At 65.9% G+C, this 22,076-nt stretch carries 22 protein-coding genes; 14 read left to right on the forward strand and 8 right to left on the reverse strand.

Features of this window, described 5'->3' with window-relative positions; translation table 11 throughout:
* Positions 1-8: 8 nt before the first annotated feature.
* Positions 9-1,259 carry an RNA polymerase sigma factor gene (locus tag LVJ94_00565; protein WXB10830.1) on the forward strand — a complete coding sequence of 417 codons (1,251 nt, stop codon included), beginning with the start codon at positions 9-11 and terminating at the stop codon, positions 1,257-1,259.
* A gap of 34 nt (positions 1,260-1,293) precedes the next feature.
* Entirely contained in the window at positions 1,294-1,848 is a 555-nt protein-coding gene (locus LVJ94_00570) for a hypothetical protein (protein WXB05756.1), read from the forward strand.
* A 7-nt stretch (positions 1,849-1,855) separates the two neighbouring features.
* Here LVJ94_00570 and LVJ94_00575 read toward each other — a convergent pair whose 3' ends face one another.
* The gene (locus LVJ94_00575; protein WXB05757.1) at positions 1,856-2,428 is read right to left on the reverse strand and encodes a DUF2846 domain-containing protein; all 573 of its coding nucleotides are present in this window, start codon (positions 2,426-2,428) and stop codon (positions 1,856-1,858) included.
* A 49-nt stretch (positions 2,429-2,477) separates the two neighbouring features.
* Entirely contained in the window at positions 2,478-2,930 is a 453-nt protein-coding gene (locus LVJ94_00580; protein ID WXB05758.1) for an SgcJ/EcaC family oxidoreductase, read from the reverse strand.
* 204 nt (positions 2,931-3,134) lie between these two features.
* Between LVJ94_00580 and LVJ94_00585 the strand changes: the two genes are divergently transcribed.
* Positions 3,135-4,037, forward strand: a complete 903-nt coding sequence (locus LVJ94_00585; protein ID WXB05759.1) for an EamA family transporter — start codon at positions 3,135-3,137, stop codon at positions 4,035-4,037.
* On the opposite strand, the gene LVJ94_00590 is transcribed toward LVJ94_00585, so the two are convergent.
* A complete protein-coding gene (locus tag LVJ94_00590; protein WXB05760.1) occupies positions 3,971-5,329 on the reverse strand; it encodes an adenylosuccinate lyase family protein in 1,359 nt (452 codons plus the stop codon). The two genes, LVJ94_00585 and LVJ94_00590, sit on opposite strands and share 67 nt — an antisense overlap.
* Before the next feature lie 3 nt (positions 5,330-5,332).
* The gene (gene pcaD, locus LVJ94_00595) at positions 5,333-6,469 is read right to left on the reverse strand and encodes a 3-oxoadipate enol-lactonase (GenBank protein WXB05761.1); all 1,137 of its coding nucleotides are present in this window, start codon (positions 6,467-6,469) and stop codon (positions 5,333-5,335) included.
* Between the two features lie 56 nt (positions 6,470-6,525).
* Here pcaD and LVJ94_00600 point away from each other — a divergent pair, with 56 nt between their 5' ends.
* Together LVJ94_00600 and LVJ94_00605 are read left to right on the forward strand one after the other, a co-directional pair.
* Positions 6,526-6,906: a RidA family protein gene (locus LVJ94_00600; protein WXB05762.1), complete on the forward strand. Its 381-nt coding sequence runs from the start codon at positions 6,526-6,528 to the stop codon at positions 6,904-6,906.
* Positions 6,907-6,950: 44 nt separating this feature from the next.
* A complete protein-coding gene (locus tag LVJ94_00605; protein WXB05763.1) occupies positions 6,951-7,802 on the forward strand; it encodes a hypothetical protein in 852 nt (283 codons plus the stop codon).
* Here LVJ94_00605 and LVJ94_00610 read toward each other — a convergent pair.
* Complete coding sequence (locus tag LVJ94_00610; GenBank protein WXB05764.1) at positions 7,784-8,374, reverse strand: hypothetical protein; 591 nt, start codon at positions 8,372-8,374, stop codon at positions 7,784-7,786. The genes LVJ94_00605 and LVJ94_00610 overlap by 19 nt on opposite strands.
* 126 nt (positions 8,375-8,500) lie before the next feature.
* Between LVJ94_00610 and LVJ94_00615 the strand changes: the two genes are divergently transcribed.
* The 3 genes from LVJ94_00615 to LVJ94_00625 all read left to right on the forward strand — a co-directional run bounded on the left by LVJ94_00615 (position 8,501) and on the right by LVJ94_00625 (position 11,952).
* Entirely contained in the window at positions 8,501-9,469 is a 969-nt protein-coding gene (locus LVJ94_00615) for a hypothetical protein (GenBank protein WXB05765.1), read from the forward strand.
* A gap of 10 nt (positions 9,470-9,479) precedes the next feature.
* The gene (locus tag LVJ94_00620; GenBank protein WXB05766.1) at positions 9,480-10,904 is read left to right on the forward strand and encodes a class I SAM-dependent methyltransferase; all 1,425 of its coding nucleotides are present in this window, start codon (positions 9,480-9,482) and stop codon (positions 10,902-10,904) included.
* Between the two features lie 298 nt (positions 10,905-11,202).
* Entirely contained in the window at positions 11,203-11,952 is a 750-nt protein-coding gene (locus LVJ94_00625; protein WXB05767.1) for a hypothetical protein, read from the forward strand.
* Here LVJ94_00625 and LVJ94_00630 read toward each other — a convergent pair whose 3' ends face one another.
* Together LVJ94_00630 and LVJ94_00635 are read right to left on the reverse strand one after the other, a co-directional pair.
* Positions 11,953-13,440, reverse strand: a complete 1,488-nt coding sequence (locus LVJ94_00630; GenBank protein WXB05768.1) for a M20/M25/M40 family metallo-hydrolase — start codon at positions 13,438-13,440, stop codon at positions 11,953-11,955.
* Positions 13,441-13,584: 144 nt separating this feature from the next.
* Complete coding sequence (locus LVJ94_00635) at positions 13,585-14,409, reverse strand: NAD(P)-dependent oxidoreductase (GenBank protein ID WXB05769.1); 825 nt, start codon at positions 14,407-14,409, stop codon at positions 13,585-13,587.
* Between the two features lie 204 nt (positions 14,410-14,613).
* Between LVJ94_00635 and LVJ94_00640 the strand changes: the two genes are divergently transcribed.
* Together LVJ94_00640 and LVJ94_00645 are read left to right on the forward strand one after the other, a co-directional pair.
* Positions 14,614-15,588: a hypothetical protein gene (locus LVJ94_00640; protein WXB05770.1), complete on the forward strand. Its 975-nt coding sequence runs from the start codon at positions 14,614-14,616 to the stop codon at positions 15,586-15,588.
* 32 nt (positions 15,589-15,620) lie between these two features.
* Positions 15,621-16,316, forward strand: a complete 696-nt coding sequence (locus tag LVJ94_00645) for an SDR family NAD(P)-dependent oxidoreductase (GenBank protein ID WXB05771.1) — start codon at positions 15,621-15,623, stop codon at positions 16,314-16,316.
* 12 nt (positions 16,317-16,328) lie between these two features.
* Here LVJ94_00645 and LVJ94_00650 read toward each other — a convergent pair whose 3' ends face one another.
* The gene (locus tag LVJ94_00650; protein ID WXB05772.1) at positions 16,329-17,687 is read right to left on the reverse strand and encodes a lactonase family protein; all 1,359 of its coding nucleotides are present in this window, start codon (positions 17,685-17,687) and stop codon (positions 16,329-16,331) included.
* Between the two features lie 75 nt (positions 17,688-17,762).
* Between LVJ94_00650 and LVJ94_00655 the strand changes: the two genes are divergently transcribed.
* From LVJ94_00655 to LVJ94_00670, 4 genes are all read left to right on the forward strand, one after another.
* Positions 17,763-18,626: a LysR family transcriptional regulator gene (locus tag LVJ94_00655; protein WXB05773.1), complete on the forward strand. Its 864-nt coding sequence runs from the start codon at positions 17,763-17,765 to the stop codon at positions 18,624-18,626.
* A gap of 278 nt (positions 18,627-18,904) precedes the next feature.
* The gene (locus LVJ94_00660) at positions 18,905-20,242 is read left to right on the forward strand and encodes a hypothetical protein (protein WXB05774.1); all 1,338 of its coding nucleotides are present in this window, start codon (positions 18,905-18,907) and stop codon (positions 20,240-20,242) included.
* A complete protein-coding gene (locus tag LVJ94_00665; protein ID WXB10831.1) occupies positions 20,145-20,984 on the forward strand; it encodes a zinc-dependent metalloprotease in 840 nt (279 codons plus the stop codon). Before LVJ94_00660 ends, LVJ94_00665 begins: the two co-directional genes overlap by 98 nt.
* A 132-nt stretch (positions 20,985-21,116) precedes the next feature.
* Positions 21,117-22,031 carry a LysR family transcriptional regulator gene (locus LVJ94_00670; GenBank protein WXB05775.1) on the forward strand — a complete coding sequence of 305 codons (915 nt, stop codon included), beginning with the start codon at positions 21,117-21,119 and terminating at the stop codon, positions 22,029-22,031.
* Positions 22,032-22,076 lie beyond the last annotated feature (45 nt).

Consider the following 22,076-nt stretch of genomic DNA (forward strand, 5'->3'; position numbering starts at 1 on the left):
ACGAGAGCATGACGGCCGCGGTCGAGCGCGTTTTCCGGGAAGAAGCCGGGCGCGTGTTGGCCACCCTCATTCGCGTCCTTGGCGATTTCCAACTCGCCGAGGACGCGCTGCAGGATGCCTTCGTGCGTGCCGCGCAGGCATGGGAGCGCGAGGGCATTCCCGAGAAGCCCGCGGCGTGGATCACCGCGGTCGCACGCCATCGTGCGATCGATCTGCGGCGTCGCACGCGCGGCTCGCCCGTCGAGTCGCGCGATCCGTCGAAGATCCCCGAGCATGCCGCGCCGTCGCTGCCGGCCGAGATCGAGGTCGTACCCGACGACCAGCTCCGCCTCATGTTCACGTGTTGCCATCCGTCGCTCTCCGAATCGACGCGCGTGGCGTTGACGTTGCGCACCCTGGGCGGACTCACCACCGAGGAGATTGCGCGCGCGTTCCTCTCGCCCGAGCCGAGCATGGCGCAACGCCTCGTCCGTGCGAAGAAGAAGATCCGCGAGGCGAACATCCCCTACACGGTGCCCGAAGCGGACGATCTGCCGGCGCGACTCGACGCGGTGCTGTCGGTCATTTACCTCGTCTTCAACGAAGGGTACTCGGCGACCGCAGGCCCCAATCTGGTGCGCATCGATTTGTGCGCGCATGCGATTCGCCTGGGGCGTCTGCTCGCGGAGATGATGCCCAACGAGCCGGAGGTGTTGGGCCTGCTCGCGTTGATGCTCCTGCACGATGCGCGGCGTCTCGCGCGCATCGGCGTGAACGGCGAGTTCGTCCCACTCGAGGAGCAAGATCGTTCCCTTTGCGATGCACGGCGTGTGGAGGAAGGGATCGCGCAGCTCGATCGCGCCATTCTTCTGCGCCGTACGGGCGCGTATCAAATCCAAGCCGCCATCGCCGCGCTGCATGCGCAGGCGCGGCGGGCGGAGGATACGGATTGGAAGCAGATCGGTTGGCTGTATCGCGCGCTTTATCGGATTTGGCCCTCGCCGGTGGTGAAACTCAATTATGCCGTTTCCGTGGCCATGTCCGATGGTCCGGAAAAGGGATTGGCCATCATCGATGCATTGGCCGATGCCGAGGAGCTCGCCGGGTACCACCTTCTCCCTGCGGCGCGCGCGGATCTCTTGCGTCGCGCGGGGCGATGGCGCGAGGCGGGCGCCGCGTACCGTGCGGCCTTGGCGCTGGTGAAGAACGAGCGCGAGCGAGCCTTCCTCGAACGGCGTTTGCGTGAGGTCGATGAAGCGGACGATGCCGAAACTCCGTAGCGTACGAAACATGGCATCGGCGGTGAAATGCGGGATGCCTCACGATCAACGTGACGCGGTAGCACGCGCCGGCCCGCGGGGGTACGATCCGGTCATGGCGCACGCGCGGTGGATGGGGGCGTCGTTCGTTCTCTTGCTGACCGCGTGCGGTTCGTATGGCACGCGCGTGGTGACGTTGACGTCGTACCCTGGCCCGACGGATCAGAATGGTGTGGTGTGTATCGTGCGCGGGGAGGACGAAGGCGATGTCGAGCCACCCGTCCCGGTTTGGGACAATGGCGTGCTCGTGGGGGCCACGCGAAGCAGGTCGCATTTCTGTTACCTCGCGGCACGAGGCCATCACGTGATCACGTCGGAGGCGCTCGTCACCGCAGAATTGCCGCTTCGTGTGGAGGCGAATGCGCGTTACGGCATCGCGCAGGAGGTGGGACGCAGCATTTACTTGCCGGGGAAGCCGTGGGTGATGCTGGGCTACGCCTCGGATGCGCAAGTGGCGGAGGCCATGACCCATACGGACCACGTGGCACTCACCGAGGTGCCCCGCGACGAGGTGCTCCCCACGGGGGGAGCCGTCCCCGCCGATCCATGAAGCCTGGTTATTGGCCGTCTTGCGGCAAAATGGTGCGCGCTGCGAGTTCGTTCGCGTCGTACTCCGTGAGAATCTCGCGCGCACGGCGGATGCGCTCCTGCGCGGCCTCTTGCCGTTTCGCGAGGTACGCTTGGCCGGCCGCCTCGTTCGGGGACAGGGGTTTGCTCTCTTTGAGCCACTCGGGGAGTTCTTTCCAATTCTCGTGGCGCGGGGTGAGGGCCAACAGATGGACGCGGGCGGACATCATTCCCAACTTAGTGGATACTTCGACGTAATACGTTTTGCCGCCGACCACGTTGGCACGAAGCGCCCCCGTGTTTTCGCCCCACACGACGAAGACGTGTTCCCCCGGCGGGACCTTCACCGAGAAATACGATTTGGGCAGACTGTCGCCCAGGAAGCGCCCATTGGCATCGAGCACCGTCATGAGCTGCCCGCCCGCATAACCCGATGGCCGAATGAACACCACGGTCGCCGCCTCCGCCGTGGGCGGAGCCGGAGGCGTGCCCGCCTGCATGTAATCGGAATGGGCACTGCACCCGACGAACAGGACCATGGCCAACAAGAGAAAGAGCTTCATGCCCTGCCTTCTACTACGCGCCTTCGGGTCCGGCGAATGTTCACAGCATTCATTTCGGGGGCATCACCGATGAGTGGTGATTGACGATGAGCCATTTCCCGCCCATCAACTCGTAGACGTAGGTGTAGCGCGCTGTGACCTGCTGCTGCTTGCCATCTTGGGTCAGCGTGAAGGTGTAGACGCCGGTGTTGATCGCCGTGTTCTCGTCAACGACATCGACGATCTCCCGATCGATCTTTCCTTGTGGCTTGCTCTTCAGGAACTTGACGAAATAGTCGATGATGTCGTCGCGATCGACCCGGATCTCGTTCGATACCGTCGGCAGGAGCACCGCATGGGGCGCATAAAGGTCTGCCACCTTTGCGGGATCCCCCGTGGCCAGAGCCGCATTCCACTGATCGAACAAGGCGGCAATCGTTTGTTTGCTTACCATGGGAGCCTGGGCGCCTGCTGCCGGGGCTCCCGGCGAGCCACCGCACCCGGCGGCGAGAATCGCGGCCATCGCCACAGTACCGAGTGCCGCCCCGATCGTAGTCTTCTCCAACATTTCGCATCCCCCCGTGTGAGTGGCTGACGGACCCAGTGTCACGGGACAAGGCGGTCTCGCACAATAGGGAATTCGGGTCGCGGAGTCGGAATCGGAGCCCGCCCTCCCACAAGAAATCCCAACCGCCAGCACCTCGTCGGCCCTATACCTCCGCTACCCATGGGCTCCGCACGCAACGAAACAGTGACCGGCGTCGGCTTGGCACTCGGAGGCATTTTCTCCGTGCAAATCGCCTCCGCCTTCGCGGTGCCCGTCTTCGAGCGCATTGGGCCTGCTGCGACGGCGTGGTTGCGTCTTTGCTGGGCCGCGGCCATTTTCGTGGCCATCGCCCGCCCGCGCCTCGCGAAACTCCCTCGCCGCGATCTGGCGAGCGCGGCTGCGTTGGGCGTCGTCAGTGCGGCGAACTCGATGATGTTCTTCGAGGCCATCGCGCGCATTCCGCTCGCCACCGCGGTGGCCATCGAATTCCTCGGCCCCCTCTCCGTTGCCGTCTGGCGTCGCACGGGACCGTGGGGGCTCGCGTGGCCTCCGCTGGCCTTTGCCGGGGTTCTCCTGGTCACCCAACCTTGGCACGGCGACGTCAACGTCGCCGGCGTCCTCCTCTCACTCGGCGCGGGCGCGGGTTGGGGCGCATACATCGTGCTCACCCAGCGCGTCGGCGATCGGTTTCACGGCCTCGCCGGTCTCGCCATCGCCATGCCCGTCGCGGCACTCGTGGCCACCCCCGTGGGCATCGCCCAGGCGTGGGGCCATCTCGATGGCACCACGCTTCTCTTCTGCGCCGGCGTCGCGCTCATCTTTCCGGTGGCCTCCTACACCTTGGAGCTCAACGCGCTCCGCAAGCTCGATACGGCCACCTTTGGCACCCTCATGAGCATCGAGCCTGCGGCGGCACTTCTCGTCGGCGCCATCGGCCTGCATCAAATCCCCGATGCGGGCCAGATGCTCGGGGTGCTCTTCGTCACCGTCGCGGCGATCGGCGCCGCGCGCACCGGTCAGCGTGAAACCGCGGCCGCCCCCGAGAGCACCCGATCGATGAACGCCGACGTGCTCCCTAAGTAGCGCCCCGGATCCGTCGCCCGCGCCACCGTGGCATCATCAAGGTGCGCCCGCGTTTCCGGCGTCCGCCGCAGCGCCTCCGCCAGATCGAGGCCATCGGCCAGCGCCCGGGCGCATGCTTGCTCGACCAAATGATGCGCCTCCCCACGGCCCACGCGCGGTGCGAGCTCCATCATCACCGCTTCGGCCATGAGCAACCCGCCACCCGCCTCCGTGTTCTTGCGCATGCGCGCTTCGTCGATGCGCAGACCCGACGCCAGGTGCCGCGCATGCTCGAGCGCCCCGTGCGCGAGCACGAAGGCCTGCGGAAGCGCCGCCGGTTCCACCTGCCAGGGGCCCGTGGCCCGCTCGTGATCCTGGGCCATCGCGTTCTGCATCAGCGGCACCATCGCCTGCACCGTGCGCGCGGCGGCGAGCACGTACTCCGATGCAATCGGGTTGCGTTTCTGCGGCATCGTCGACGAACCGCCGCGCCCTTCTTCGTAGGGCTCGAAAACCTCCGCGACCTCCGTTTGCCCGAGCAAGGTCACGTCCGTGGCGATCTTCGAGAGGCTCCCGCACAGCAACCCGAGAAAGCCCACGGCCTCCACGAAGCCATCGCGCGCCACGTGCCAAGGCACGCCGCCGCCTTCGAGCCCGAGCTCCGCCGCCAGCAAATCCCCCACCTCCGCGCCCCGCGTGCCCAGCGACGCGAGCGTGCCCACCGCGCCCCCGAACTGCACGCGTTCCGCGCGCGGCCGCAACTGATCCAGCCGCTCCACGTGCGCCACCAACGGTGCGAGCCACACCGCGCACTTCAAGCCGAACGAAATCGGCGCCGCATGCTGCAAGTGGGTGCGCCCCACCATCACGGTGCCCCGGTGCCGATCGGCCAGCACGGCCAGCGGGTCGATCACCGCTACCAAGCTCGTGCGCACCAGCGCCAGCCCGCTCTTCACCTGCAACGCCACGGCGGTGTCCAAAATGTCCTGCGTCGTCGCGCCCCAATGCGTGTAGCGCCCCGCCTCGTCACCGGCCGCACGCGAGAGTGCACGCACCACGGCCACCACCGGGTATCCTACGTTGCGCACGCTCTTCGCAATCGCGCCCTCGTCGAGCACCACATCACCCGCCGCGCGCGTGATGGCCTCCGCCGCCTCCGCCGGAATGATCCCCAGCCGCGCCTCGCACCGTGCCAGCGCCGCCTCCACGTCGAGCATGCGCTGGAAGAGCGCTCGCTCGTCGAAGACGGTGCGCATCGCATCGGTGCCGTAGAGCGTCCCGAAAATCGGGCTATCCGCCGGATGAATGGCCACGGGTTACCCTTCCTTCTTCAGCGCCTTCTTCGCTGCGCGCATCGCCGCATTCGCCGCTGGCACCCCGGCATACACCGCGACCTGCTGCAGCACCTCGGAGAGATCCGCCGGCGATGCGCCCGTGTTGGACATGGCCCGCACGTGCGCCTCGAACTCCTCGGTGTGCCCCAGCGCCGCCAGTAGCGCCAAGGTCACGAGGTGCCGCGTCCGGCGGTCCAAGCCGGGTCGCGCCCACATGCTTCCCCACGCGGTGCGCGTGAGAAACGCCTGAAAATCCCGGTCCAAATCCGTGATCGCGGCCAGCGCGCCGGCCACGTACTCTTCCCCGAGCACCTCCTTGCGCACGGCCAACCCGAGCTCGTACGCGTCGGTGGTCGACGGCCGCAGAAAGTCGGCCAGCGCCGCGGTCACTGTGTCGGCCTTCTCGAGCATCGGAAGGTGCGCGGCCTGTTCGAGCACCACCAGCTTGCCGCCCAGGGCATCGCGGATCGCTTCGGCCGAGGCCACGGGCGTCGCGAGGTCGCCATCGCCCACCACCACCAACGCCGGTACCCGCACCGTGCGCGCGCGCTCGCGAAAGTCCCACGCGGCGAGTGCCTCGGCCGACGAGGCGTAACCCTCCGCCGGGGTGCGGGTCAGCATTGCACGAAGCCCCTTGGCCTCCGGCGAGTCGGTGCGCGCTGGGGTCACCCATCGCGCGACGATGCCGTCGGCCAGCGTCTCCATACCTCCACCGCGCACGACACGCGCCCGCTCGAGCCATGACTCCGGCGGCGGTATGGCCATCGCCGTATCGAACAGCGCGAGCGACCTCACGCGTTCCGGCGCCGCGTGCGCCAAGGCCATGGCCACCATTCCTCCCAGAGAGACACCGCCCACGTGCGCCGCGCGAACCTCCAGCGCCTCGAGCAGCCCGAGCACGTCGTCGGCGAGCCGCTCCACCGTGTACGGACCCTGCGTCGTCTCGCTCAAACCGTGCCCGCGCAAGTCCGGCCGAATCACCCGAAACGAGCGCGAAAGCGCCACCGCCTGCGGATCCCACAGCCGCAGATCCGTTCCGAGTGAATGCAAGAGAACCAGTGGTGGCGCGCCCGGCGGTCCTTCGATGGCGACGTGCGTCCTGAGCGATCTCGTGGCCACGAACATGGGGCCCGATCTTACTGGTCGGAACCGTCGCTCGCATCTACATAGCGCGCATGCGCCGCTTTATCTCACAGGGTTCCCACTTCGAAGAACAGATCGGTTACTCCCGCGCCGTCGTCGACGGCGACTGGATTTTCGTCTCCGGCACGACCGGATTCGATTACGCGACGAAGGCCATCTCCGAGGAGATCGTCGAGCAGTGCGAGCAAACGTTGAAGAACATTGCGTGGGCCCTTGGGGAGGCGGGATCGTCGCTCGACGATGTCGTCCGCGTGACCTACATCCTCCCCAATGCCAAGGACTTCGAGCCCTGTTGGCCGAGCCTCCGCAGAGCCTTCGAAAAGAGCCGCCCCGCCGCCACCATGATCCGTGCCGACTTGCTGGATCCGCGCATGAAGATCGAAATCGAGGTCACCGCCCGCCTCCGTAGTTGAATCGGAAGAAAGTTTGCCCGTCCGTCGTTTGGGGGAGTGCGGCCATGGCATTGCGAGGGATCCCGGAAGCCTTTCAGAGTCGGCACGCCATCCGAAGGCTGAACATCGGCGCCGTCGGCTTGGCCTTGGGCTGCATCACCGGGATCGTGCTCGGCGAGGTCGTCGGCCGGCGCTCGGACTATTCCGAGGTGGCATTGGCCATCGCGTTCTCCACCTTCTGCGTCGGCGCCTTTTGGGCGGCGTTCTTTCGCCCGAAGGGCGTCGCCGGCCACCGCGGATTCCGCATCGGCTGGGGAATCTCGGCCGTGCTGGCGATGCTGAACGCACAGCTCGCCTGCCTTCTCGTGGCAGGCGTGCATGACGGTTACGTCGGCCTCGAGGAAGTGGTCCAGATGCTCGTCGCCGCACCGACCCTGGGCATCGTTTTGTGGCTTCCAGCGCTGCTGTTCACCTTCGTCTGCTTTGGCGCGCCCATCGTGCGCGCGCAGGTGCTTGCCGAAAAGGGACTCGCGGGCGCCGAGCGCGGGGAACTCCTCGTCGGCACCGCGTGCGTCGCGATTGCAGGCTTGGGGCTTCTTCTGTCGCTGGCCATGCCCTCGGCCCAATGGCTCGATGCCTTTTCGCCCATTCGCGTCGTCGGCTATTTGGGAATGCTCGCGGGCGGGATGGCGGCATATGCGGCGTCCATTCGCGAGGGCCGGCGGCGTGCGTTCGTGCGCGAGGTGGAGGCGGGAAACGTCGCGGGCTTTCGCGTCGACCCCAGCCCGGAGGGCAAAGTCCTCGTTCGCGTGACGTCGCATGGCGAGGGGTACCGCGTGTCGGATTTTCGCGAAGAACTCGTCGAGTTGGACGCGAGCGGCGAGGCGAAGCGGGCGCGCTACTGCGAATTGCCGTAGATGGCGCGGGTGCGGGCCATGTTGCGCATCGAGATGACCTCGAGCACGCTCGCCAGCGAGGGACCGGAAAGGACGACCGGCGGCGATAGCTCGTGACGCACCATGCTTCCATCGGAGGCGCGCCAGCGCTGGCCGCTCGACAGCTTGCCCACGAGCCGGCACGTCGGACAGTACGCCAGCTCCAAGGTTGCCGTCCGCCGCGCTTGGCGTGGGGCCAGCGGCAGGCCTTGGAGCAGGAGCACCCAATCAAGGTCGCCCGTTTTGGCGGCCAACACCGCGACCCGCACTTGCTCTTGCACCTCGAGGGACAAGGTCGCATGCGTTTCCACCAGCTCATCGTGGCATGCACTACAGGCTTCCCGCTGCGACACACACACGAGTCCCGCACCCAAGAGCGCCGCCGCCGACGCGGCCCCCAGCGCGAGCCAGCCTGGCGCGGATCCGCTCGCGAGAAAGTACGCCAAGCTTCCCGCGCCCGCCGCAAACACGCCGGCCCCCGCGAAGCATGGGGCGCGTCGAAAGAGCCTTGTGAGATCCGGCGCCTCGAGCGCCGCAGTCGGCAAGGAGTCCATTCCTCCCACAGGAGTTCACTGGAACGCCATCGTCAATCGGATCCGTTCTCGCGGAAAAATGGCAATGTCGCCGCATGAAGGCTATCCTGACATTACGCTGTCATTGGGCGGACGCATCATGAGCTCATGATGGCCGCCGAACGACACGAACCACTGGATTCGAAGCTTCTTCACACTGTCTCGGGCGAGTTGCTCGTGCAGGCGCCGGCGGACTTTGCGCACATGCTTTCCTTCATGCGCGGCTTCGCTCCGCTCGCCGGCGCCGGTGAGCAATGCCTGGGGCGAAGCTCCGTCGCCGCCGCACGGATGGTCGATGGCCGTCCGGTCGTCTTCGAGCTGAGCGCCACCGACGATCCCGAGCGCCTCGCGTACCGCCTCCATTCGGAGATCGCGCTCTCCTTCGACGCGCGCGTTCGCCTCTTGCGGCGCGTGCGGTTCCAATTCGGTCTCGACGACGATCTGGCTGCGTTTTACGGCCTCGCCGATCGCGATCGCTCCTTTTCGCGCGTGGTGACGCAGCTCTATGGCATGCACCACGTGAAGTTCCCCAGCGTCTTCGAGATCGCGTGTTGGGCCGTGCTCATGCAGCGTGAGCCGATGGCGCGTGCGCGCCAGACCAAGCGCGCCCTCATGGAACGATTCGGGGCGTCGCTCGAGGTCGAGGGGTACGTGCACTGGGCCTTTCCCGAAGCGCGCACCATCGCGGAGGCGTCGCCCTCGGCCCTGGCCGATGTGGTGCGGCATTCGCGGAAGGCCGCCGCCATCTTCACCTTGGCGCGCGCCTTTGCCGAGATGCCCGAGGAGTTTCTTCGCACGGTGCCTTACGCCGAGGCGGAGGCGTGGCTGCGCGCGCTGCCCATGATTGGCGACTTCTCCGCGACGTTCATCCTGTTCCGCGGCCTCGGCCGCATGCAGCGCTTCGCCGCGGCCCAGAACGAGCACCTCGTGGAGGCCGCCCGACGCGTGTATCATGCACCGACTCTGTCCGACGCCGACGTCTCCAGGATGGGGGAGCGATACGGCGAATGGCGAGGCTATTGGGCGCTGTACCTTCGCGCCTCGGGGTTCGTCGGCGGGGAAGGGGCGGCATGCTAGACAGGGAGGCGTGAAGGACGAAACGCCTTACGACCGGCTTCCGTATACGGATCACGCATACGCGGAGTCGCACCCCAATCGGCTCGCTGTGGTGGCGCGCCTGTCGGGGTGGAGGGCGCCGGAGCTCGCGGCGGCGCGCATTCTCGAGATCGGGTGCGCGCGCGGCGGCAACCTGTTGCCGATGGCGATGAGCCTTCCCGGTGCAGAGCTGGTGGGCATCGATCCGTCGCAGCGTCAGGTGGACGAGGCACGGCGCGTGGCGTGTGCTGCCCAGTTGCCCAACGTGCGCGTGCTGCAGGCGGGCTTCGAGACGGCGGAGCTCGAGGCAGGCTCGTTCGATTATGTGCTCTGCCATGGGCTCTATTCGTGGATCGGCGTGGAGGCGCGCCGTGCGCTGCTTCGGGCGATCGGGCAATGGCTCGCGCCCGGCGGCGTGGCCTATGTGAGCTTCAACACGTTGCCCGGGTGGTACGAGCGCATGGCGGCGAAGGATTGGCTGCGGCGTGCGCCGCCGAACGCGTCCCTCGCGTCGTTGACGTGGCTGCGGGAGCAGGTTTCCCCGGAGCTGGGCCACTACCGGCGCGGCCTGGAGCAGGTGCTCGCGCGCCTGCACGAGACGGAGCCCGCGTACCTGGTGCACGAGTACCTCTCGGAAGAGCACCATCCGGTGTACGCCGGTGCGTTTCTCGCGGAGGCTGCGGAGGCAGGCCTTTCATACTTGGGGGATGCCATCGCGCAGAACGTCGCGCTCGAGCTTCTGCCGGACGACGTGGCGTCGCGGGTGCACGAGCTCGATGTCGCGGCCACGCAAGAGATCATCGACTTCGTGAAGGGCACCTCCTTTCGCCGTGCGCTGCTCGTCCGCGCGGAGGCGTGCACGGAGCGGGGATGGCGCTGCCCGAAGCGGCTCGATCCTGCGGCCCTCGCGTCGCTTCGCATGGCGAGCCGTCTGCGCGAAGAGTTACCGGGGAGCGACTTTTTCCGCGGAAGCCGCGAGAGCGTGCAAGTTCCCGACGAGGCCGCGCGTGCAGCCTTGCGCGAGCTCGAGCGGCTCGCACCGCGATCGCTCGCGTTTCGGGAGTTGCCCGGCGCGGGCCCTGCGCTGGCGTCGGAGTTGTTCGATGTGTGGCTCGCGACGGGCGAGCTCGATCTGTACGCGCACGCGCCGCCGATGGCTTCGCGTGCTGCGGAGCGCCCCGAGGCGCCGCCGCTCGTGCGCTGGCAAGCTGCGCACGGTGCGACCCTCACGAACCTCTGGCACCAGGAAGTGCGGCTGCTCGAGCCGCTCGTCCGCTTTGCGTTGGCGCGACTCGATGGAACGCGAACGGCGTCGGAGCTCGCGCGCGAAGCCAAGCGCGCAGGCTTGGTCGCGGACGAGGCATCGGTCCGCATCGCGATGGACCTCTTGGCCGCGTCCGCGCTGCTTTCGCGATGACAAAAAGAAAAACACCGCGCAAGGCCCGGGGGGGGAGAGCCATCCACGCGGTGTCGATGAATCTATTAGCGAGTCGCATGCCAAGGACGCGTTGCTCGATTTCTCGAGATTTTGCGACTGAGGTTGCCTCGATTCCTTTTCAAAGTGAAATCCGGCATTTCATATTTGATACGCAACCGTGCACGGCGTCACAGATCAGGCGCACATTCCCATTCAAGGTAAGAAACGCGCCGGCGAGGATGCGCCGTGACCCCTCGGGCCGCTACGAATGAGCTGCTCATCCCGTTAGGATGTGCAGATGCGCAATACCCTAGCCGTACTCGGTTTCGTGCTCCTCGGATGCGGTACCAGCGACGGCTCGGGCAATGAGCCCGATGCGGCGACGGGCTCGACGTCCGACGGCGGCCGCGGCGATGGCGGCGGCGGCACCAAGGACGGTGGCGGCACCGCGCCGCCGTTGGGCGAGCCGCAAACCGGCGTGGCCACGTACTACGCCGCCAACGGCGGGGGAAACTGCTCCTTCGATCCGACGCCGAACGATCTCGATGTCGCCGCGATGAACCACGAGCAGTACGCGGGCAGCGCCGCCTGCGGGGCCTGCGCGGCGGTGCAGGGACTCAAAGGAAAGGTCACCGTGCGCATCGTCGATCAATGCCCCGAGTGCGCGCGCGGCCACCTCGACTTGAGCAAAGAGGCCTTCGCCAAGATTGCCACCGTCTCCGACGGGCGCGTGCCCATCACGTGGCAAACGGTGGCGTGCAACATCTCCGGCAACGTGGGCTACCACTACAAAGATGGCTCATCGCAATATTGGACGGCCATTCAAGTACGCAATCATCGCGTGCCGATTCGAAAGCTCGAAATCAAAACATCGTCTGGTTTCGTGGAGGCTCCGCGCCAAGACTACAATTACTTCGTGCTGGAGAAGGGCGCCGGCCCTGGCCCGGTCACCGTGCGCGTGACGGCCATCGATGGCCAGACCCTGGAAGATACACTCCCGGCCGCGTCATCCGACGCGACCGTATCGGGCAAATCGCAATTCAAGTGACTATTTGGCCAGATCCATGGTGAGGTCTTGCAAATAGCGCGCGCCGTCGGCGAGCCATTTCGTGGGGCGTCGTTCATCGGGGCCGTGGGCGCCGTGGCCGGAGAGCGACTCCTTTTTCGAAATGGGGCTTACGCTCACGCCGTAGGCAGCAATGCCGATGGCGCGCAGGTGCCGTGAATCCGTGGCCCCCGTGCCCATGGCGCCGACGACGGGTACGCCTGGCCAAGTCTTGCCGGCGATGCGCTTAATGGCGGCGGGCACGATGCCGTCGGCGGGCGAGTATGGGCCGTAGCCGTAATCCGCGGCGGGCGTGATGTCGACCGCGGGATCGCCCACCACCTTCTTCAAGGTCTCCAGCAGCTGCTCGCGGGTCTCGTCGGGCAAGAGCCGGCAATTGACGTTGGCCTCCGCGGTCGTCGGGAGCACGTTGTCCTGCGGCGAACCTTGGAGCTGGGTGGCCACGCACGTCGTTCGCGTCAGCGCGCTGTAGAACGCATCTTTCGAGAGAACGCGCTCGTCGTCGGGGCCGATGCGTCCCGAGCTCACGATGCGTTTCAACACGTCGGAGAGCGGCTTTCCGAGCAGCGGAGCCTCCCCCGCGAATTGCTCGCGCGTCACCGGCAGGATGCGCGCGGGAAAGCGATGTTGCGAAACCTTGATGAGGGCACGCGACAAGGCGGCAATCGGATCGGCATCGACCGGAGGCAGCGACGAGTGCCCGCCTTTGCCCTTGGTCACGAAGTGGTACGTCTGGATCGTCTTTTCGGCCACGCCCGCGGTTACCAGGACCGCCTTTTCCAGATCGTCCGAGAGGCGCACGCTCCCCAGCTCGTTCAGCGCGATTTCCGAGGAGATGAGGTCCTCGTGGTTTTGCGCGAGCCACTTGGCGCCGGCCAGGCCGCCGGTTTCTTCGCCCGCGGTCAAGGCGAAGATCACATCGCGCGAGAGCACCGGCTTGGTGTGCGCGAGCTCGAGCGCGATGGCCACGATGACCGCGGCCATGGCCTTGTCATCGTTGATGCCCCGGCCCCAGAGAAAGCCGTCTTTCTCGGTGACCTGGAACGGCGGCACCGTCCAGGGTTGCCCCTCGACGGGGACGACGTCCACGTGGGCAATCAAGAGAAGCGGCTTTTTGGTGCCATTGCCCTTGTAGCGGGCAATGAGGTTGCCGCGTCCCGGGGCGCTCTCCAAGAGCTGCACGCCGCTGAGGCCCGCGGCGCGAAAGCGCTCGGCAATCGGCTTGAGTGCGGCGGTTTCGTTGCCATGGCTCGTATCGACGGCCACGAGCTGCTCGAGCACGGCCCGCGTTTCCTCGGCAAGCGGACGCGGAGGCTCGGGCTTGGCCGGCGGGGGCGCCGGTGGTGGAGCAACGTCCGCGGCCGGCGCCGTCGATGCCGTGACCCTGGCCGGCGGCGGCGAGGAGCTCGATCCCGCGCAGGCGGCGCACCCGAGAAGCGAGAGAAGACCCAGGAAAGCGCAGCGCGTCATGGGGCGCGAGGTTAGCGGAGAAGCCGGAGAATTCACAGGAAGACGGGAAGACGGGAAGGTTTAGAGGGTTTCCAATCGTCCCCGTTCTCGACAATCAAAACCCTTCCCGTCTTCCCGTCTTCCTGTGAACTCTCTCTCTGGCCTCTAGATGAAGAAGTCGGGAATGAGTTCGGCGCCTGGGGTCATGGCGTATTTCGAAAGATCGGTGACGCCAGCGGCGGCGAGGACCTCGTCGTCGACGCAGAATTGGCCGGTGAATTCACGGCTCGGTTTGGTGAGGATGACGTAGGCGGCGTCGGACATGATGTCGGGGCTGCGGCTGCCGCGGATGGTCTCGTCGCCGCCGAGCAAGTTTTGCACGGCCGCGGTGGCGATGACCGTGCGCGGCCAGAGGGCGTTGACGGCAACGCCTTGCGATTTGAATTCCTCGGCCATGCCGAGGACGCACATGCTCATGCCGAATTTGGCCATGGTGTAGGCCACGTGCGGGCCGAACCACTTGGCCTCCATGTTGAGCGGCGGCGAGAGGTTCAAAATGTGCGGGTTCTTCGCCTTGAGCAGGTGCGGAAGGCAGGCTTGAGAACAGGCGTACGTGCCGCGCGTGTTGATCTGGTGCATGAGATCGTAGCGCTTCATCGGCGTGGCGAGCGTTCCCGTCAGGCTGATGGCGCTGGCGTTGTTCACCAGGATGTCGATGCCGCCGAAGGTGTCGACCGCCTGCTTCACGGCGGCTGCAATCTGGTCTTCGGCGCGAACGTCGACGACGAGGGGAAGGGCGCGCCCTCCCGCCTTCTCGATTTCCTCGGCGGCGGTGTAAATGGTGCCAGGGAGCTTGGGGTGCGGCTCGGCGGTCTTCGCCGCAATCACCACATTGGCGCCGTCGCGCGCGGCGCGCAGGCCGATGGCCTTGCCGATGCCCCGGCTCGCACCGGTAATGAAAAGCGTTTTGCCTTGGAGGGATGTCGCCATGCCGGGAAGGCTACCGTAGCTTTTGTTTCGTGTACGAAAGAAATGTGCCGAAGTTGCTTTCGCAACCGTTCGGTTCAATGCGAAGGCGGCTTCGCCTTCCCACGCACCGGAAATCGTCGTCTGTCAGCTAGTTGGGGGACTCGACCGTAGGCATGGGTTCTGCTCTCGTGTCGGGCAGAGTCGCGAAGAGCTAGGAGGGTGCCCATGAACGGATACGTGAAGTGGCTTGCGATGGCTTCCGTCTTGTCGGTGACGGGGGCTGGCTGCAGTGCGAGTGACGAAGGTCTCGAAAGCGAGAAGGCTCCGGATATCGAATCCACGGCGATTGGCGAGGCGTATCTGCCTTATGGCGTTTCCATTCCGGAAGGGCAAAGCATCTTCGCGCGGCCGGAGCCCTATTCGCCGAGCAAACACGGAGCGCCTCTGGCCAATTCGCTCGTGGCGGAGAATCGCGCGGATGCGCGGGACATTCCGCGCGAGCTCGCGTCGCGGCGCAAAGGGCGTCCGGGTGCGCCGTATCCGCCGCCGGGCGACGGGGATCGCGGCTTTTGGGTGAACGCCGGCACGGGCATTTATGCCGGCAACGACGTGCAGGACAACATCAGCATCCCGAACTCCTCCGTCGGCGCGACCATCTATGCGCCGACGCACCAATCCGGCGGAGGCTCGTGCATCGAGACGGTGACGGCCCATTATCGATACAGCGGAATGGCCACCACCGCCCACGGACACGGTTTTTGGGATTGGTGTCGTGCCTCGCCGGGCTGGGGCGTCTTCGAGGCGATGGATGCCACGTGGAAAGGCAAATACGCGCGCCTGAACGGCGGTGAAAATGTCTATTTCACCCAGGTCTACAAGACGGGAGGCAATTGCTGGGCGGGCATGCTCTACAATTATACGAGCGGCGCCTGGGAAACGAAGTTGACCAGCTGCGGAACCACGAAAACCGGATTCGGGAACACCGGCTGGTCCATGTGGGAATCGTGGAGCCTCGTGGGCTGCCCCGCGCTTCCGCGTGCGCGTGCGCAGTCGATCCAGATCCTCAACGGCTCATGGCAGGCGCTGGCGCCGGCCACCACGAGCCAATTGGGCCCCTCGGCGGGCTCCTGCTTTGCGACGTCCGCCTACACGTTCAAGGTGTGGACGGCGAACTCGTTCTGGGAGGGCTTTACGCCTTGACCCACGGCCGGGCCGATCTCATAAGCGCAAGGATGAAAAAGCCGGTTTGCGCCGTCGTTGGGATTGGGCCCGGAAACGGTGCCGCGTTCGTTCGCCGCTTCGTCGAGGAAGGCTACGCCGTGGCCGCGTTGTCCAGAAAGCTGGCCAGCGAGGTCACGGACGGCCTTCCCGATGCCCATGCGTATGCCTGCGACGTGACGGATCCTGCTGCGGTGGAGGCGGCCTTCGATCGCGTGACGGCGGAACTCGGGGACGTGTCGTTGCTCGTCTACAACGCCGGCTCCGGCGTGTGGGGCACCATCGAAGAGCTCACGCCCGCGGACTTCGAGGCGTCGTGGCGTGTGAACGCGCTCGGCGCCTTCGTCGTTTCGCAAAAGGTGATCCCGGCGATGAAGCGCGCCGGCCGTGGCAACATCGTGTTCATCGGGGCCACCGCCTCACGCCGCGGCGTGGCCAAGACCGCCGTGTTCGCCCCGGCAAAGGCCGCGCAACGCAGCCTCGCCGAATCGATGGCCCGTCACTTGTGGCCCGCGGGCATTCACGTGTCGCTGGTGGTGATCGACGGCGTGATCGATTCGCCACGCGTGCGGGCGCACATGCCGAACCAGCCGGCGGACTTCTTCTTGAACCCCGACGACATTGCCGACGCCGTGGTGCGCCTCACCGAGCAGCCGAAATCGGCCTGGTCGTTCGAGATCGAGGTGCGCCCCTTCGGCGAGAAGTGGTGATCGCCGAGGCGCTCAATGCGTCGCGACGGCCACGGCGTGGGCGCCGGGCGGTAGCTCCACCCGGCCCACGTGGCGCAAGCTCACCGCGGGCGTGCGCGCGATGCGCCACACTTCCAGGCCGCCGTGCGGCTCCTGCGAACCGCGGTATTCGAAGCTCGCGGCCAGCAAATGCCGCCCTGACGCATCGAAGGCGATGCCTTCCGGCAGCACCGCCTCGAAGGGATAGTCCCCAACCTTGGCCAGGGCGCCTGTCGCTCCGTCGAATTGAAACAACGAGACCGTCGCCTCGCGCGTGTAGCGCGGGTGCGACTCCGGAAAAATGGTCTCGCGCATGTTGCATGTGGCCACCAACGTGCCGTCGGGGCTCATGGCCATCCCCTCCGGCGACCGATCGCTCTCGGCACGGTGCACGACGGCGTGCACCGGCTCCGGCGCATCGAGCGCACCCAGGCGGATGACCGACAGGCTTCCCGGGTGCTCGGGCAGGCGCTGGTCCGGCGTCGTCGCATTGAAATTGCGCCCCCACGCATTGACGACGTAATAGCGACCATCCGGGGTGAAGCGACCGGTGTACGCGTCCTCGTCCACCGCCACGGGCGCACCCCAGCGTGAGAGCACCGGCGCCCCCGCCGCATCCTGCGTGAACCGCAAAAAGACGATGCGCCCTTGCCGATACAGGTTCACGGCGAGCAGCTTCCCACCGGGGTGCCACGCGAGGTAGCTCGCATCCAGGCCGTTCTTCGGCAGATCGGCGCGCGTCGGCACGTCGAGCGCGGCCAGCGGGATGTCCGTCACCGGCCCGAGCTCCCCCTGGCCGCGCACGGCGACCAGCTGAATGCCTTCCTCGGCCGCATTGGTGGTGAGCGCAATCCATCGCCCGCCGGGGTGCACCGACAGTGCTTCGGGCAGGGGGCCCACGTACGCGAACCCGCGCAGCCGCGGCTTGGCCGGGTTGGAGAGATCCACCGCGGTGAGCCGGCGTCCCGGTGGAAGATCGTCGCGCGTGACCATGCCCGGGGCGCGCGGCTGAAGAAGCTCGATGACGTACGCCGTGCGGTTGTCCGGCGCGAGCGCGAGCACCTCGGGCGGTCCCGCGACCGAGTTCGAAACATCGGGGAGCCGTGCACTTCGTGGCTCCCCGGCGCGCCCGGGCAAAAGGATCGACAGCGTATCGCGGTAACGCGGATCGGGGCCCGGAAGCTGCCCATCGACGTACGTGCTCGCGAAAAAGTCGCCGTCGGAAAGAACCGCCACGTAGGGGCTGCCGATCGCGTCCAGCGCGGACGCTTGCGCCGGATCCGAGCCTGGGCCGCCCGCACAGGCTTGGCTACCGAGGATACCAAGTAAAGCCGTTGTTCGTCGAAGATGCATGCCTTGACCGTAGCCCTCGAGATGCACCTTGAAAAATGACAAGAAAGGCTCACCATTTTTCAAATTTGAAAAACCATGGACTGGAACGACCTTTGCCATTTTCTCGCCGTGGCCCGCACCAACCGACTCACCGACGCCGCGCGCCAGCTGCACGTCAGCGAGGCCACGGTCATGCGGCGCGTGCAGGCGCTGGAGCGAGCCCTGCGCCTGCGGCTCTTCGTGCGTCACCCCACGGGGTATTTTCTCACGGAAGACGGAAAGGCCCTGCTCGAGCGGGCAACGGCGGTCGAGAATGCCATTCTCGGTGTCGAGCGCTATGCCGATGCGCGAGAGACATCGCCCGCGGGCGTCGTGCGCATTGCCACGCCCGAAACATTGGCCACACACTTTCTCGCGCCGGAGGTCGGCTCGTTCCACAGGCGGTATCCGGAGATCCGGCTCGAGCTCGTCACCGGTGCTTCCACGGTCAACCTCGCACGGCGCGAAGCGGATATCGCGCTCCGTTTGAATCGCCCTGCGCAAGGCGGATTGATCACGCGAAGAGTGGGGCGCGTGGGATTCGGTGTTTACGCGACGCCGGCCTTCCTCGCCAGCCGTCCGGGAGGCGCGCTTTCCGGTGCAGCCTTCATTGGATGGGATCGCGAAGGAAGCCAACTTCCTCTCGCGCAACGCGCCGCGCAGCTCTTTGGAGACGGTCAGGTCGTCTTTGCCGCGGGCAGCCTCGCCGTGCAATTGGCCGCAGCAAAAACGGGCATTGGATTCGCCGTGCTGCCGACATTCATGGCCGCGCACGAGCCCGAGCTCGTTTGCGTGGTGCCTCCGCGCAAAGTTCTCACGCTCGATTTGTGGCTCGTGTACCGGCGTGAGCTTCGCTCGGTTCCGCACGTGAAAGCCGCGCTCTCCTTTCTCATGAGCGTGGCGGCGCGCGGTGAAGGGTAGGTGGGCGTGGGGCCGCCTCGGATATTAAATGGATTCGTCGATTGGATATTTCAAAAAGTCGTCCGTGTATCCGCACTAGCCCAAGTCGATTAACGACGTGGGAGAGTCACATGTCCAAAATTCGTTTTGCGAGACGCCTCCTTTTTCCAATAGCGGTCGCCGCCGCAGGATGCTCGAGTGAAAGCTCGCCCCAGACCAACGATTCGGATGCTTTTTCGCAGGGGCAATCGTTCGTTGCCGTTACGCGCACACTCCCGAGCGCAGGCACGACGGGCGGTATGAAGGTGCAGTCGGTTCCCAATGCGCGCGGCAATGAATCGTTCTATTTGGCGATCAACAAGAAGGAACTCAATCGTCGGTATTTCTTGTCCGCGTATTTGAAGCAAGCATATCCGGGGACCGTTGCCGCCGGAGCGGCCGGTTCCCTCGGCACGCGCGTGGTGACGTTCCGCGAGCAGAATGGAAAGCTTTTCGTCTTCGACGCACAAGACGGTCGCGCTTCGAGCGATACCTTCGACCCGTCCTTGATCATCGAGGCGTATCCGGTGGTCGACGATTATGAACCGTTCCTCGGTTTGTCCGGACACGATGATTACGTGCTCTTCGATCCCGCCGCAGGCCTCAATCGATTTGGGGTCGTTTCCGATTTGTGGGCGAGCAATACGAAGAGTCCGCTCCACTTCCAGGTGGACCTTTCGTATCTACAAAACTTTCGGACGATCAACGACGGCGCCACGTTCGAGCAAGTCTTCACGGGCGCGTTCGACGATACCCTGGAGGCCGACCGGCGCGTGCCCGAGAACTGGTACACGGGCTCGGGTACGCTTGGCATTGCACTGCGCCGCTACACCGAAGGCGAAAATTTTCGGCCTGTAAGTGCTACCGGTTTCTCACACGAGTTCTACTTTACGGCGACGCCTCTTCTGGAGAAGAACACGGGTAAGAAGGTCACCCACGCCACCAAGTGGAACATCCACCCAGGCATGAAGCCCATCAAGTGGGTCATCTCCGATCAAGTCCTCGTCGCGGCCAAAGAACATCCGAAATACGATATCGTCGGCGCCATCAAGGCGGGCATCGAGAATTGGAACGCCGTATTCGGTTTCAAGGTCCTCGAGGCCGTGGTCGGTACGCCGCGGGATTCGTTCGCGGACGATGACACGAATTACTTCGTTTACGATGCCGACCCCACCTACGGTTTTGCGTTCGCCGATTGGCGGCTCAATCCGAACACGGGGGAAATCCGTGGCGCGAGCGTCTACTTCAAAGGGGGTTTGGCTGCTGTCGGCCATCGACCAGTTCGATCCGCAGCCCGAGTCGGCGGCCCGCGTGGTGGCACGCGCTGCGCAAGTCCGCCCCGAGGTGCCGCAGATCACATGGGGCGGGCTCCAGCCAAAGCCCTTGTGCACGCTTTGGGCGCCAGGGTCGACCTTGGCAGGGAGCGCGGTTCGCGCGGAGGGCGCACCGCCGGCGGTGGATGGAGCGCGCCAAGTGGAGAAGTTCATTACGCACGTTGCGGTGCACGAGGTTGGGCACACGCTCGGCCTTCGGCACAACTTCAAGGGCTCGCTCTTGCCGCTGCCGCAGGAAAGCTCCGTGATGGACTATGTGGATGATGCGGACGCGGTGGCGAACGGCGGCGAGCACCCCGGACCGTACGATTATGCGGCCGTCCGCTTTCTCTATGGACTCTCGTCGAGCGAGCCGGCGCAGACCTTCTGCACCGATGAGGACGTCGAAGTGGATCCGACGTGCATGGTGTACGATCGCACCGAAGATCCGTTGGCCAAGTTCTGGGGCCCCGCCTACAACCGGAGTCTCGAGAAGGTGCTGCGCAACGAAGATCCCGAGCGCCGCTACTTCCGATCCATCGATTGGTTTTACCTCGGAGGCCTGTCGGGCTTCCTCGCCGGGGGTACGCCGGCCGATCAGGCACGCGCATGGACGCAGGCCGATCAGCTCTTGGCCCTGGGCGTCGATCACACGGCGGACAATGCCCAGTATCCTGGATATACGGATCGGTTGAGCGCGTTTCAGAATTTCCTGCTCACGCGGCTCTACTTCGACCCGCCGCGTTTGCGCGGCCCCATCTCGAAGGATCCTGTCCTGACCGGCGATGCGTTGGCCGCGTTCACCACCTCTTTGAAGGGTGTCATCCTCAACGGCGATGGCTACCGCGGATGGGACACGCGCCGCACCTCGATCGACGTGTTGAAGAAGATGCAGGTCCAGGCTGCGTACGACACGCTGCTCGCGGCGCGGGGGTTGCTTGCGGCATTGCCACCCGGCAGCGACACCACGCGCATCAACGACCTGATCGCCCGCATCGATAGCGCCACGCACCCGTATTACAAGTAGGGGGTCCCCTCGTAGGGGATCCGGCACCGCCCATAGCCCACCCGGTGCCGCCGCCGTCGGCGGCACCGGGGGCGGTGCGTCCGCCTCGAGGCATGCCTTGCGCGCGCCACCGTGCTTGCGCAGGGTGTCGGCATGCCGTCGATTCCGCGAATCCAGTCCCTCGAGGTCTTCGTCCACGTCGCGGAGCAGCAAAGCTTCGTGCGGGCAGCCAAACGTCTAGGGATTACGCCGTCCAGTGTGACGCGGACCGTGGCCAAGCTCGAAGATGAATTGGGGGTCCAGCTCTTACGGCGCACCACGCGTCGTGTTTCGCTGACGGAGGCGGGGGCGCTTTACCACGATCGATGCGCGCGCATCCTCGCCGAGCTGGCCGAGGCCGACTCGCTCGTCACCACGGCGCGCACCCGGCCCCGCGGTGTCGTGCGGATGCAGGTGCCCGCGTCGTTCGGACGGATGTACATCGGTCCGCTGTTGCCAAAGCTGCTCGCCGAGCAGCCCGATCTGCAGATCGATGTTGGCTTGAGCGACACCTACGCCGACCTGATCGAGGAGCGCGTCGATGTCGCCGTTCGCATCGGCAAGTTGGCCGATTCCCGATTGGTCAGCGTTCGCCTCGCGCCCAATCGGAGGGTGCTCTGTGCGTCGCCCGATTGCGTCGAACGCTACGGGCCCCTCCACGAACCGCGGGACCTATCGCGTTATCCTCTGTTGTCCTTCTCCCCGATGGTGACCGGCGACGCGTGGCGTTTGCGCAGCGCGACGGGGGACGAGCGGACGGTTCCCGTGCTCCCTCGGCTTCGCGCCAACAACGCGGAGGTGCTACGGGAAGCGATGCTCGCGGGAACGGGGATCGCCATGCTGGCCACGTTCCTGATCGGGGATGACCTGCGCCGAGGCCGCGCGGTTCACGTTCTGCCGGGGTGGATGCCCTTGCCCACGTCGATTTACGCCGTCTACCCCGCGTCGCGCCACGTGCCCTCGAAGGTGCAGGTGGTCGTCGACTTTTTGCGGCGGCAATTCCGCGGCCCACCGCCGTGGGAGCGGTGAGAGATTGTTGCGCATGATGCAATGGTCACCTGCCGCATCGGCGAT

It is taken from the genome of Sorangiineae bacterium MSr11367 (assembly GCA_037157805.1).
GTDB classification, from domain to species: domain Bacteria; phylum Myxococcota_A; class Polyangia; order Polyangiales; family Polyangiaceae; genus Pendulispora; species Pendulispora rubella.